We start from the raw sequence: 12,079 nt of genomic DNA, 5'->3' as shown, positions 1-12,079 counted from the left end.
GCCGGTGTTTCACGTCCCCCGACATGCCGGCGGCCATCCCCGACTGGCGACGGCGTTCCTCAGCCTGCTGTTCATCCTCGCCGCGGCCCTGATCGCCTGGATGACGGTGCGGCCGGCGCCGGCCGTCTCGGCGCCCGAACCCCGGCCGCTCCGGCCGCCGCTCGTGGTGGTCCAGGACCTGCCGCAACTGACCGCACGGCTCGAGCGCTGGGGCGAGACCGGCGGCTTCACCGGCGGGGTGCTGGTGGCCAAAGGCGACCAGGTGCTGTTCCGCCAGGTCTACGGCTACGCCGATCGCAGCCTGGGGACGCCGCTGGCGCTGGATTCCCGGTTCCGCCTCGCCTCGGTCAGCAAGCAGTTCACCGCCGCGGCCATCCTTCGGCTGCAGGACGAGGGCGTGCTGTCGGTCGACGACCCGCTGTGCCGCTGGATCGATCCGTGCCCGGCCGCCTGGGCGCCGGTGCGGCTGCACCACCTGCTGTCGCATACCTCGGGGGTTCCGGACCTGATGGCCCGGCCGGGCTGGGGCGTCCGCCGCGTGACCCCCGCGACGCCAGAGGAACTGACCGCGGACTCAGCGAAGTACGGCCTGCAGTTCCCGCCGGGCACGAAGGTCCGCTACGACAACGCCGGCTACAACCTGCTCGGCTACGTGGTCCAGAAGGCCACGGGCCTGCCGCTGCAGGACTATCTGCGCGACGCCTTCTTCGTGCCGTTAGGCATGGCCGACACGGGCTTCGAGGACGATATGTCGGGCGTGGTCATGGGTTACGCCAATCTGGGCGGGCCGCCCACACCGCAGCCGGATCACAACGTCAGCATCATCTTCGGCGCCGGGGCGCTGTACTCGACCCTGGACGATCTGCTGGTCTGGCAGCAGGCGCTGCACGGCGGCAAGCTGCTGAGCCCGGAAAGCTATGCCCGAATGGTCGCCGATCACGCGCCGGCCGACACGCCCGACGAACGCGGTCGGCCGCGCCGCGACTGGGGCTACGGCCTGTATTCCAACAGCCTCGGGACCCGGGTCCGCCCGGCCTTTCCGGACCGCCAGATCTACCACACGGGCAGCTGGTCCGGCTTCCGCAACCTGGTCACCCACCAGCCCGACGAGGACGTGACGGTGATCGTGCTGTCCAACAATTTTCACCAGCGGGAGGCCGTCTTCCTGCTGTCCCAGCAAGGCATGGCCGAGGCGCTGGGCCGGCCCTTCCCGGTCGCGATGGCGCGCTGATCCCGAACCGGTTGTCCCCCCGGTTTGATGGGCTGAGGCTTCAGTCGGTCGATGGCGCGTTGATCGCGAACTGGGCGGCGAAAGCGCGGACATAGGCGGGCCGGGCCTCCCCCCGTGCGACGTAGGCGGCCAGGTTTTCATATTCGTCCAGAATGCCTGACATCCTCAGTCGCAGCAGCACCGACACCATCAATAGATCGCCCGCGCTGAACGCCCCGTCGAGCCAGTCGGCGGCGCCCAGGCGAGCCGAGAGTCTGTCCAGCCGGGCGCGAACACGGTCCATCACCAACGGCAGGCGCTCCTCGCTCCAGGGCTTGCCGCCCTCGAATATTTTCGCCGTCACCAATTCGAGGATTGGCGGCTCGACGGTATTGAGCGCCGCGAACATCCAGGTGATGGCGCGGGCGCGGGCATCGCGATCCTCCGGCAGCAGGCCCCCATGCTGCTCGGCAAGATGAAGGACGATCGAGCCGGTCTCGAACAGCGAGAGAGACCCGTCCTCGTAGGTAGGGATCTGGCCGAAGGGATGGATCGCCAGATGGTCGGGCGCCTTCATCCCTGCGAAGGACACAAGACGAACCTGGTAAGGCTGACCCACTTCTTCGAGCGCCCAGCGAACGCGCGTGTCTCGCGCGAGTCCCTTGCCGCCGTCGGGCGATCGTTCAAACGCCGTGATCGTGATCGTCATCTACCGGCCTGCGTCCCGGTTGTCGCGGCCCAGCGCGCCCGCCGCTCGAGCTCGGCCGCACTGGGGTTGTCATCGCCGAACGAGCCGGTGGGGACCTCGCCGGCGCGGCGGTATGTTCCGACGATGACGCCGGTGTTGGTTGTCTCGCTGCTCACCGGCGTCCAGGCGTGCGGGCGCGACTTCTCGTCGAACAGCCGCTTGCCGCGGCCCAGTACGATGGGGAAGGTCAGGAGGGTCAACTGGTCGATCAGGTCGGCGGCCAGCAGGGCGTGGATCACCTCGCTGGATCCCTGGATCAGCAGATCGCGCCCCTCGGTCCCTTTCAGCGCCCGCACGGCCTCGGCCAGGTCGCCTTCCAGCCGATGGCTGTGGGCCCAGTCCAGCGGCGTGTCCGGTCCGGCGGCGACATATTTGTTCACGGCGTTGAAGGTGCGACCTATCTCATCGTCCTGGTAAGGCCAGTAGGCGGCGAAGATCTCGTAGGTGCAGCGGCCCAGCAGCAGGTCGTAGTCCTCGCCCATGGCGCGGTCCATCAGGCTGCCGAGCTTCTCGTCAAAGAACGGGAAGACCCAGCCGCCGAACTTGAACCCGCCGCGCGGATCCTCCGTGGGCCCGCCGGGCGCCTGCATGACGCCGTCCAGCGAGACGAAGGTTGCGGTTCTGATCTTGCGCATGGCTTGCCCTCACTCGCCCGGGACGTCTTCGAAGAGACCCGGCGGCCGGGGGCGGGTCCGGTCGTCGACGAACGGCAGGATCATCGCCGCCAGCAGGGCCGGGTCGCCGAAGACGTCGATGTGCGAAGCGCCCGGCAGGATGGCCAGCCGCGCCGGCGGGGCCTCGGTCAGGAACGGCTGCGACGCCCGCGCCGTGTCCCCGCCGCCGCGCAGCCGGTACAGCTCGACGGCGTGCTCGGGCCGGACGATGTCGTGGTCGCCGACGATGATGAAGGTCGGCGAGGTCAGGGCGCGGATGTCCTCCGCCGGCCAGTCCTGGCCCTGGTCCATGACCTTGATCTTCTCGACCACGGAGGCGAAGGCCTCGGGGTTGGGCGCCAGCCGTTTGAACTCCGCCTCCATCGGCGTGCCGGCGAAGATCTCGGGCGTGATGCTGTCCATCATCTGGATGAAGCCCGGCAGGTTGCCGGCCTCGTTGAAGGCGACCGAGGCGATGACCAGGTGATCGACGGTCTCCGGGTGGCGCAGCGCCAGCTGCAGGGCCGCGCCGGCCCCCATCGAATAGCCGACCACATCGGCCTTCGACACGCCCGCGTCGGCCAGCACCGCGGCGGCGTCGTCGGCCAGCGCTTCATAGCTGATCGGTCCGGGCAGGTCGCCGGTGCGGCCGTGGCCGCGCTGGTCGAGGACGATTAACGGCCGATCCGTGATCAGGTCGGTGAAGGGCTTCATCGCGTCCGACGACATGAAGGCGCCGTGCAGCACCAGCAGCGGTCTCTTGCCGGAGGTCAGGTCGCCGTGGACGAAGTAGCGGACCTCGCCGCCCTCGACGGCGGCTGAGTCCGCGCGCGGCTGGACGGTCTGCGCGCTCGCGGACGCGGTGACCGCGGGCGTCTGGGCCGAGGCGGGCAGGGCGGTCGCCAGCGCCAGGGCGGCGGCGGCGGTCAACAGGGACAGTTTCATCACTCGCTCCTTCAGGCTTGCGCGGTCGACGCCGCGACGTGGCGTTCCAGCTTGTCGAGACTTCCGGTCCAACCGGCCTTCATGCCGCTGAGCGGGCCCAGCGCGTCCTCGCCCGCCTCGATCACCACCGCGTCGAGAGAGAGCCGGGTCCGGCCGTCGATCTCTTCGAAGCGGAAACTCTGCTCGACCTCGAACCAGGTCGACCCGTCCTCGCGACGGACCCAGGTGCGCATCACCAGACGGTCCGGCTCCTCCACCGCCACGAAGCGGCCGTCGAAGGGGAAGTCGGCCCCGTCCGGGCCGCGCATGACCATGTGGATCGCCCCGTCGGGACGGACGTCCATCCGCACCACCGGCGTGGTGAAATGCTCCGGACCCCACCAGGCCGCGACATGGGCCGGATCGGTCCACATTTTCCAGACCAGGGCGCGCGGGGCGTCGAAGGTGCGGACGATGCTGAGCCGCCTCAGCTGCTCCGGAATGGCGGCGGCCACGGTCACGAGACCGCCTCCGCCGGACCGCGCCGGAACGGGAAGACGGCGCGCAGGGCCGGGTCGCGCAGCCACAGTCCGCCCCACATGAACAGGCCGAGGTAGATGGAGAACAGCTGGTGGCTGAGCAGCGGGCTGCCGGCGCGGATCTGGGTGGCCATGGCCCCGCCGAACAGGCCCATGAGCAGCACCGCCCCCAGCACGCTGGTCCGCGGGATCAGGTACAGGACCACCAGGGTCAGCTCGACGACGCCGATGGCGAAGGCGTAGCCGGCCGGCCAGCCCAACTGGGCCATGATCTCTTCGGCCACCGGCATCCCGGCGAGCTTCGGCAGCGCCGAGGCGCCCAGCATGAAGAGGGCGAACAGGCCGGTCAGAACCCGGCCTGTCCACACGGTCGGAGGGGCCTTCATTTCGGCAGGTCCGGATTGACGTTGACCATCCAGGGCACGCCGAACTTGTCGGTCAGGGAGCCGAAGCCCGGCGACCAGAAGGTCTCGGCGAAGGCCATGCCGACCTTGCCGCCCTCGGCCAGGGCGTCGAACCAGCGCTTGCCCTCGGCGGCGTCGCTGGTGTGCAGGGTGACGTCGAAGCCGTTCTTCGGCTTGTCGATGTTCGGGGCCCACTCGACGTCCATGTCGGAGCCCATGATCGCCTGGTCGCCGACCTGCAGCCAGCAGTGCATCAGCCAGTCCTTGTACTGCTCGCCGACCGGCATGTCGGGCGGGCCCTCGCTGTAGGGCATGGCGGCGGTGATCTCGCCGCCGAGGACCTTGGCGTAGAATTCGAAGGCCTCGCGGCACTGGCCGCGGAAGCTGAGGCTGGTCACGATCTTCATGGTCGTCGCTCCTCTTCTTGAACGGGTTATCGGATGACGCGCAGGACCGGCTGTCCCAGTCCCGGCTTGCGCAGGAAAAGCCCCGCCCACAGCAACAGCGCCACATAGGCTCCGAACAGCAGGCGGGACGGATCGGTCTGGCCCGCGCTCGACAGGGCAAGGGCCGCCGTCAGCAGCACCGCGCCCAGCAGGGCCGTGCGGGGCACGGCGTAAAGGATGGCCGCGATCAGCAGGGCGGCGCCCAGCAGAGCCGGCGGCGCGGCGACCTCGATCCCGGCCCGCAGCAGGTCGGGACGACCCGTCAGCTTGAGCAGGGCATCGGCCGCCACGAAGCTCACGACCAGGCCGCTCAGCAGGCGCCCGGACCACACGAAGGGCGAGGTTTTCATGGCTCCCGATCCTTGGCGAGGAAGGCCTCCAGCCGTTCGAAGGTGCTGGTCCAGCCATACCTGTGGCCGACCAGGCTCTGCTCCGACTTCAGGCCTTCGTGGGTGAAGTCCATCAGGGTGCCGCCGTCGGGGGCATCGCCGAGCTGAACCGTGACGACGGTTTCGACGGGAGGGCCGTCCTCGTGCGACTCGTCCCATTTGAAGGTGAAGACCAGCCGCTCGTTCGGAACGATTTCGCGGTAGATCCCGCCCTGCCACAGGTCCTGGCCGGTGTCGGGCGAGCGCAGGCAGGCCCGCCATTCGCCCCCGACCCTCAGGTCCTGGCTGGCGCTGACCGCCGGCCACTCGACCGGACCCAGCCACAGCACCATGACCTCGGGGTTCGTCCACGCCCGCCACACCAGCGCCCGCGGCGCATCGAAATGGCGCTGCATCTGCAGGGTGGGGCGGGTCGCGATGGCTTCGACGAGGGTCATGGGGCGAGCTCTTCAGGGGTCCGGTCGACGGCCGGGGAGGGTCAGTTGGGCTTCTTCAGCAGTTCGGCCAGCTGGTCGGCGCATTGGCCCCAGCCTTCATGGAAGCCCATGGCCTCGTGCTGCTTCATCGTCTCGGCGTTCCAGTGGCGCGCCGTGGCGACGTAGTCGGTCTTGCCGTCCTCGCGCGGGGTCAGCTCGACCGTGGCCACCATGAACGGCTGGCCGGCCGGCTCCCAGTCGGGGGTGAGGGCGTCGGTCGTGATCCAGCGGCGGTTCGGCTCGACGGCCAGGAAGACGCCGCTGTTGGGGAAGCGCTCGCCGTCCGGCCCGTGCATGACGAAGTTGAACACCCCGCCGGGCCGCGGATCGACCTGCACGTCCGAGATGGTCCAGGGCTTCGGCGCAAACCACTGCTGCAGCAGTTCCGGCGTCATCCAGGCCTTCCAGATCTGCTCGGGCGTGGCGTCGATGACGCGGCGCAGGACCAGGGCGTGCTGGTGGGCCACGCCGTCGGTTTCGCAGGGGTTGGTCTCAGTTTCTTGGGCCACGGTCGTCTCCTTTTTGAATCTTCTTCAGGTAGGCATCCAGCCGATCGAAGCTGGCGTCCCAGTAGCGGCGGTAGTGCTCCAGCCAGTCGGCGACGCCCTTCAGGGCCATCGGCTCGAGCCGGGCGGGGCGCCATTGGGCCTCGCGGCCCCGGCTGATCAGCCCGGCCTTCTCCAGCACCTTCAGGTGTTTCGACACGGCCGGCAGGCTCATGTCGAAGGGCTCGGCCAGATCGTTGACGCTGGCCTCGCCCTCGGTCAGCCGCGCCAGGATGGCCCGACGGGTCGGGTCGGCGAGGGCGGCGAACTTGGCGGAGAGGGGGTCGGTCTGCATGGGGCACGCTTTGTGTGTAACTGACAGGTTAAATGCGCCAGACCCGCGCGGTTGTCAACCGTCCGGTTAAATAAAAACGCCGGGCCTGCGCCGCGAGCCGTCGCCGCCGTTCAGCCGCGCAGTTCCAGCCCGTTTCCGTCCGGGTCGCGCAGATAGATCGACGCCGCCTCGCCGCCGGCCCCGTAGCGGTTCGCCGGCGCCTCGAAGACCACCCCGTGCGTCGCCAGGTGCGCCATGACAGTCTCGGGATCGTAATCCTTGAGCCGCAGGCAGACGTGGTCGACATTGCGCCCCTCGACGCCCGGACCGGCGCCGCCGGCGGCGCCCAGCCTGCCATCAAGCGGCAAGAGATCGATCAGACTGTCGCCCGCGCGCAGATGGATCAGGCCGATGGCGTCGTTCCGCCGCTCGACCGGGCAGCCCAGCACGCCGCTGTAGAAGGCGATCGCGGCCTCCGCATCCCGGACCCTCAGCACCACATGGTCGATGCCCGCGATGGTCAGCATGGTCGTTTCTCCTTGGCGATCAGACGCCAGAGGATAGGGTGACGGCCATGATCGCGCCACTCGCCGCCCTCGTCCTGCTCATTCAGCCGGTCCGGATTCCGCCGCCGGACCCCGCCGTCGCCGAGGTCGCCGCCGTACTAGACCGGCTCAACGCCGCCTCCGCGGCCGCCGATGGCGAGGCCTATTTCGCGCTCTTCGCTCCCGACGCCCGCTTCGTCGGCACCGACGCCTCGGAACACTGGACGCTCGAACAGTTCCGCGCCTACGCCGGGCCCCATTTCGCGCGCGGGAACGGCTGGTCCTATCCAGCCGTCGCGCGGACCATCACCCTCGCCCCGATCGACTGCCGCTGCATCGCCTGGTTCGAGGAGAAGCTGGTCAACGACAGCTACGGCGAGACCCGCGGCTCGGGCGTCCTGCGCCTGACCGATGACGGCTGGAAGATCGAGCAGTACGTCCTCAGCTTCGCCGTCCCCAACGACAAGGCGCGGGCCGTCGTGGAGGTCATCCGGGGAGCGGAGTAGGTCACGGCCGCTTCGTCTCCGTCGGCTCCGATCTGGTCCGCAGGGACTCCATTTCCGTTCCGATGGCCGTCAGCTCTTCAGCAAGAACGTTGAAGTCCTCGAGGTCCTGTTGGCGGGCGAACGCGATGGAGTCACCTTGGGGTTGCCAAGCGCGCGGCTGTCTGGCCAGCACCTCAATCTGCAGCCCCTGAAGCTCGACAGCCCGCCGGGAGAGGATCCGCGTGCGTCCCGCTCTCGCCTGTTCATCTGCCAATTCGCGCTGCATCGTGTCACGCTGGCGATCGGTGAGCCGCAGGGCCAGCAGCTTCGCCTCGGTGTCGTCCATGACGACCTTCAGTTCCTCTTGGGCGGTGTTCTCAAGAGTCTTCAGTTCGGCCACCGCTCGTCGAGCGCCTTCCACGCCGCCCGGGGCCGCCACGGCCTCGGGAGTCAGTTTCGCCTGCGCCTCAGCAACACGCCTGTACAGGTCGAGACGGTCCGGAATGGCGGCAGAGCGGGCCTCGTGTTCCGCCATGATCGCGGCATCCTGGCCGCGGCTTGGGTTCGCCGCCTGTGCGGCCAAGCCCAGCAAAATCGGCAGCAAGCCGATTGCTGAGGCCGTCCCCCACAGGATCAGGAAATGCTTCGCTCCCCGCTCGGGCGCCCGATGCTGCACATAGGTGAAGTACAGGACCAGAGAGACGACCCCGCCGATCATCAGACCCACGCCGATCGCACCGCCGATGTCCTGGCCGATCAGAAAGGAGAGGTTTTCGACCTCACGCTCCGGGGGCTTCATCATCCGCTGGATCGTGGCGACGGCCGCCCAGATGACGACAGCGATGACGGCGACTGTCAGCCCCGCCCACGTTGGTCGAACCGCCCGGCGGGGACGCGTGCTGGAGATGGGAAAATCGGACACTGGACGCCCCCCGGCGCTAAAAGTGAAGCTTGACCGACGCTAGCGTGCGGGTTGAAGGCGGCGCAAGCGTCCACGGAGCTGGGCGAGGACCGATCCGCCGGAACGTATGGCCAACTTCCGCCGCCCGGGCTAACGGAGACGATGGATTTCACCGACGACGCCTTCGTCCTCTCCGCCCGCGCCCATGGCGACACGGGCGTGGTGGTCGAGTTGCTGACGGCGGAGCACGGCCGCCGCGCCGCCTATGTCGCCGGCGGAGCCTCTCGCAAGATGAAGCCCTTCCTGCAGCCGGGGGCGCGGGTCGTCGCCGACTACCGCGCCCGCACCTCGGACCATCTGGGTTCGGCGAGGCTGGAGCCGGTGGGGGAGGGGCCCAGCGCCCTGTTCGACGACCTGCTGGCCCTGACCGGCCTCGCCGCCGCCGCTTCGGTGGCGCAGGGGGCGCTGCCCGAGCGGGAGCCGCACCCGGGCGCCTTCCTCGCCTTCGAGGCCCTGATGAGCGCCTTCGCCCTGCCGGAGGTCTGGCCGGCCATCTTCGTGCGCTTCGAGGCGGGCCTGCTGGAGGATCTCGGCTTCGGCCTCGATCTGTCGCGCTGCGCCGTCACCGGGACCATGGACGACCTGATCTGGGTCAGTCCCCGCACGGGCCGCGCCGTCAGCCGCGAAGCGGGCGCGCCCTATGCCGACAAGCTCCTGAACCTGCCGGCCTTCATGCTCGGCGCCCAGGCGGGGCTGGGGCAGGGGGACGTCGGCGCGGGGCTGGTCCTGACCGGCCATTTCCTCGAACAGTTCGTCTTCCACCCCCAGAACCGGCCGATCCCGCCCGCGCGGGTGTGGATGATCGACAAGCTGGCCGAGGCGGGGCGGCTTTGATGGCGACGCTGGTCTGTGCGAGGTCCCGCGAATGATCTTCTCGTTCATCCCGGCGGGTCTCCTTGGTATGTGCGGCGTCCTGGCCCTGTTCAGGTCCACGCGCGTCATCGCGGCGTATCTGGCGAGCCTGGTGACCTGCTCGATCGCCTTGGCCGTCGTCTTCGGAGCGGCCGGACTGGTCGGAGCGTGGCTCCTCTATCCGTATCCCGACGGCGGGGACGGTCAGGGCCTCACGGCGGGTCTTTGGGCGTTGGCCGCGGCCGCGGTCGGCGGCATTGCCGGCCTTGTGGTCGGCGCCGCGGTTGCCCACAGATTGACGCGCGGCCGGCCCCTGTTCTGAAGAGACGGGGCTAGACTGACCGGCTCAGACCGCCGATTCGGATACCCATGACCGTTCACACCCCGCCGCCGGAAGGCGGACGCATCGTAGACGAGCCGATGAGCGAGGCGCTGTCGCGCCGCTATCTCGCCTACGCCCTGTCGACCATCACCAACCGGGCCCTGCCGGACGTGCGCGACGGCTTCAAGCCGGTGCACCGGCGCATCATGTACGCCATGCACCAGATGCGGCTGAACCCGCAGGCGGCGGCGCGCAAATGCGCCAAGGTCGTCGGCGAGGTCATGGGCGGCTACCACCCGCACGGCGACGCCTCGATCTATGACGCCCTCGTGCGGCTGGCGCAGGACTTTTCGCAGCGCTATCCGCTGGTCGACGGCCAGGGCAATTTCGGCAACATCGACGGCGATAGCGCGGCGGCCATGCGCTACACCGAGTGCAAGCTGACGCCCGCCGCCGTCCTGTTGATGGACGGCATCGACCAGCACGCCGTCGACTTCCGCCCCACCTACGACGATCAGGACGAGGAGCCGGTCGTCCTGCCCGCCGGCTTCCCCAACCTGCTGGCCAACGGCTCGTCCGGCATCGCCGTCGGCATGGCCACCTCGATCCCGCCGCACAACGTCGGCGAGCTGATTGACGCCTGCCACCTGCTGCTCGAGCGGCCCGAGGCGACGACGGAGGAGCTGGCCCAGATCGTTCCGGGGCCGGACTTCCCGACCGGCGGCGTCGCCGTCGAGGGCCACGCCTCCATCCTCGATGCCTATGAGACCGGCCGGGGAGGGGTGCGCCTGCGCGCGCGCTGGGAGACCGAGGACCTCGGCCGCGGCGTCTGGCGTATCGTCGTCACCGAGATGCCGTATCAGGTGCAGAAGTCGAAGCTGATCGCCGACCTCGCCGACCTGATCGAGAACAAGAAGGCCCCGCTGCTGGCCGACGTGCGCGACGAGTCCGCCGAGGACATCCGGCTGGTGCTCGAGCCGAAGTCGCGCACCGTCGAGCCCGAGGTGTTGATGGAGAGCCTGTTCAAGCTCTCCGACCTCGAGGTTCGCTTCCCGATCAACATGAATGTGCTGGACGCCAGCGGCACCCCCCGGGTCATGGGGCTGAAGGCCTGCCTGCAGGCCTTCCTCGACCATCGTCGCGAGGTGCTGGTCCGGCGCGCCCAATGGCGCATCGAACGGGTCGAGAAGCGGCTGCACCTGCTCGAAGGCCTGCGGATCGTCTTCCTCAACCTCGACGAGGTCATCCGCATCGTCCGCGAAGAGGAGCAGCCCAAGGCTGTCCTGATCGCCCGCTTCGGCCTGTCCGAACTCCAGGCCGACTTCATCCTCGACACCCGCCTGCGCCAGCTGGCGCGGATCGAGGAGATGACGATCGAGAACGAATACAAGGCGCTGTCCGACGAACTCGCGGCGCTGCAGGCGTTGTCATCGTCGCCGGCCCGGCAGTGGAAGCAGATCGGCAAGGACCTCGAGGCCGTCCGAAAGGCGCTGGTGTCGCCGCGTCGCACCACCATTTCCGAGGCCGTCGACACCTCGGCGATCGCCTCGATCGAAGCCTTCATCCCGCGCGAGGCGATCACCGTCATCCTGTCCGAGCGCGGCTGGATCCGGGCGGCCAGGGGCAAGGTCGAGGACCCGTCCGAGCTGAAGTTCAAGGAGGGCGACAGCCTGGCCTTCCTCGTGCCCGGTTATACGACCGACAAGTTGCTGGTGGCCGCCTCGGACGGTCGCATCTTCACCGTCGGGGCCGACAAGCTGGCCTCCGGCCGCGGCCACGGCGAGCCGTTGCGGCTGATGATCGATCTCGACGAGAAGGCCGACATCGTCAACCTGCTGGCCCACCAGCCGGGGGCCAGGCTGCTGGTGGCCTCGAAGGCCGGCTACGGCTTCATCGCTCCCGAAGACGATCTGCTGGCCCAGAAGCGCGGCGGCAAACAGGTGCTGAACGGCGAGATGACGGCGGCCCTGCGCGTCACCGGCGATTACGTCGCCACCGTGGGCGAAAACATCAAGGCGTTGATCTTCCCGATCGCCGAACTGCCCGAGATGAGCCGCGGCAAGGGCGTCAAGCTGCAGTCTTACAAGCAAGGCGGCCTGGCCGATGTGACGACCTTCGACAGCGCCCACGGCCCGGAATGGACCGACGGCGGCGGCCGACGCCGCAACTGGCCCGACTGGAAGGACTGGCTCGGCAAACGCGCCGGGGCGGGGCGGCAGGGGCCGCGGGGGCTGAGGAAGTTCCGCTGATCGCGTCACCGGCGCTTTCGGGGCCGGCGGCGCGCCGGGCCAAACGGCCGTAGGTCC

The 12,079-nt window shown here is 69.1% G+C and carries 17 protein-coding genes; 5 read left to right on the top strand and 12 right to left on the bottom strand.

What is annotated here, in order from left to right:
- Window positions 1–4: 4 nt before the first annotated feature.
- Window positions 5–1,231: a serine hydrolase domain-containing protein gene (locus ACSQ1L_RS03315; RefSeq protein WP_435991908.1), complete on the top strand. Its 1,227-nt coding sequence runs from the start codon at window positions 5–7 to the stop codon at window positions 1,229–1,231.
- Window positions 1,232–1,271: 40 nt separating this feature from the next.
- On the opposite strand, the gene ACSQ1L_RS03310 is transcribed toward ACSQ1L_RS03315, so the two are convergent.
- From ACSQ1L_RS03310 to ACSQ1L_RS03260, 11 genes are all read right to left on the bottom strand, one after another.
- Window positions 1,272–1,919, bottom strand: coding sequence for a glutathione S-transferase family protein (locus ACSQ1L_RS03310; protein ID WP_435991906.1), 648 nt, complete (start codon window positions 1,917–1,919; stop codon window positions 1,272–1,274).
- Window positions 1,916–2,593: a dihydrofolate reductase family protein gene (locus ACSQ1L_RS03305; RefSeq protein WP_435991904.1), complete on the bottom strand. Its 678-nt coding sequence runs from the start codon at window positions 2,591–2,593 to the stop codon at window positions 1,916–1,918. Before ACSQ1L_RS03305 ends, ACSQ1L_RS03310 begins: the two co-directional genes overlap by 4 nt.
- A gap of 9 nt (window positions 2,594–2,602) precedes the next feature.
- The gene (locus ACSQ1L_RS03300; RefSeq protein ID WP_435991902.1) at window positions 2,603–3,556 is read right to left on the bottom strand and encodes an alpha/beta fold hydrolase; all 954 of its coding nucleotides are present in this window, start codon (window positions 3,554–3,556) and stop codon (window positions 2,603–2,605) included.
- A gap of 11 nt (window positions 3,557–3,567) precedes the next feature.
- Entirely contained in the window at window positions 3,568–4,056 is a 489-nt protein-coding gene (locus ACSQ1L_RS03295) for an SRPBCC family protein (RefSeq protein WP_435991900.1), read from the bottom strand.
- Window positions 4,053–4,460 carry a DoxX family protein gene (locus ACSQ1L_RS03290; RefSeq protein ID WP_435991898.1) on the bottom strand — a complete coding sequence of 136 codons (408 nt, stop codon included), beginning with the start codon at window positions 4,458–4,460 and terminating at the stop codon, window positions 4,053–4,055. Before ACSQ1L_RS03290 ends, ACSQ1L_RS03295 begins: the two co-directional genes overlap by 4 nt.
- Window positions 4,457–4,885 carry a VOC family protein gene (locus ACSQ1L_RS03285; protein WP_435991897.1) on the bottom strand — a complete coding sequence of 143 codons (429 nt, stop codon included), beginning with the start codon at window positions 4,883–4,885 and terminating at the stop codon, window positions 4,457–4,459. Before ACSQ1L_RS03285 ends, ACSQ1L_RS03290 begins: the two co-directional genes overlap by 4 nt.
- 26 nt (window positions 4,886–4,911) lie before the next feature.
- The gene (locus ACSQ1L_RS03280; protein ID WP_435991895.1) at window positions 4,912–5,274 is read right to left on the bottom strand and encodes a DoxX family protein; all 363 of its coding nucleotides are present in this window, start codon (window positions 5,272–5,274) and stop codon (window positions 4,912–4,914) included.
- Window positions 5,271–5,750, bottom strand: a complete 480-nt coding sequence (locus tag ACSQ1L_RS03275; RefSeq protein ID WP_435991893.1) for an SRPBCC family protein — start codon at window positions 5,748–5,750, stop codon at window positions 5,271–5,273. The genes ACSQ1L_RS03280 and ACSQ1L_RS03275 overlap by 4 nt, the downstream gene beginning before the upstream one ends.
- 41 nt (window positions 5,751–5,791) lie before the next feature.
- Window positions 5,792–6,298 carry an SRPBCC family protein gene (locus ACSQ1L_RS03270; protein WP_435991891.1) on the bottom strand — a complete coding sequence of 169 codons (507 nt, stop codon included), beginning with the start codon at window positions 6,296–6,298 and terminating at the stop codon, window positions 5,792–5,794.
- The gene (locus tag ACSQ1L_RS03265) at window positions 6,282–6,629 is read right to left on the bottom strand and encodes an ArsR/SmtB family transcription factor (RefSeq protein ID WP_435991888.1); all 348 of its coding nucleotides are present in this window, start codon (window positions 6,627–6,629) and stop codon (window positions 6,282–6,284) included. The genes ACSQ1L_RS03270 and ACSQ1L_RS03265 overlap by 17 nt, the downstream gene beginning before the upstream one ends.
- A gap of 110 nt (window positions 6,630–6,739) precedes the next feature.
- Window positions 6,740–7,135 carry a VOC family protein gene (locus tag ACSQ1L_RS03260; protein ID WP_435991886.1) on the bottom strand — a complete coding sequence of 132 codons (396 nt, stop codon included), beginning with the start codon at window positions 7,133–7,135 and terminating at the stop codon, window positions 6,740–6,742.
- Window positions 7,136–7,182: 47 nt separating this feature from the next.
- On the opposite strand from ACSQ1L_RS03260, the gene ACSQ1L_RS03255 reads away from it, so the two are divergent.
- Window positions 7,183–7,659 carry a nuclear transport factor 2 family protein gene (locus ACSQ1L_RS03255; protein WP_435991884.1) on the top strand — a complete coding sequence of 159 codons (477 nt, stop codon included), beginning with the start codon at window positions 7,183–7,185 and terminating at the stop codon, window positions 7,657–7,659.
- 1 nt (window position 7,660) lies between these two features.
- Here ACSQ1L_RS03255 and ACSQ1L_RS03250 read toward each other — a convergent pair whose 3' ends face one another.
- Complete coding sequence (locus tag ACSQ1L_RS03250) at window positions 7,661–8,560, bottom strand: hypothetical protein (RefSeq protein WP_435991882.1); 900 nt, start codon at window positions 8,558–8,560, stop codon at window positions 7,661–7,663.
- 141 nt (window positions 8,561–8,701) lie between these two features.
- Here ACSQ1L_RS03250 and recO point away from each other — a divergent pair, with 141 nt between their 5' ends.
- The 3 genes from recO to parC are packed head-to-tail and all read left to right on the top strand — an operon-like array spanning window position 8,702 to window position 12,022.
- Entirely contained in the window at window positions 8,702–9,433 is a 732-nt protein-coding gene (gene recO, locus ACSQ1L_RS03245; RefSeq protein WP_435991881.1) for a DNA repair protein RecO, read from the top strand.
- 31 nt (window positions 9,434–9,464) lie between these two features.
- The gene (locus tag ACSQ1L_RS03240) at window positions 9,465–9,773 is read left to right on the top strand and encodes a hypothetical protein (protein ID WP_435991879.1); all 309 of its coding nucleotides are present in this window, start codon (window positions 9,465–9,467) and stop codon (window positions 9,771–9,773) included.
- 47 nt (window positions 9,774–9,820) lie between these two features.
- Window positions 9,821–12,022, top strand: coding sequence for a DNA topoisomerase IV subunit A (gene parC / locus ACSQ1L_RS03235; protein WP_435991877.1), 2,202 nt, complete (start codon window positions 9,821–9,823; stop codon window positions 12,020–12,022).
- Window positions 12,023–12,079: the final 57 nt, after the last annotated feature.

It is taken from the genome of Brevundimonas sp. LjRoot202 (assembly GCF_964253355.1).
Taxonomy (GTDB): domain Bacteria; phylum Pseudomonadota; class Alphaproteobacteria; order Caulobacterales; family Caulobacteraceae; genus Brevundimonas.
The sequence above is the reverse complement of the archived record's forward strand: the minus strand, read 5'-3'. Positions and strand labels throughout refer to the sequence as shown.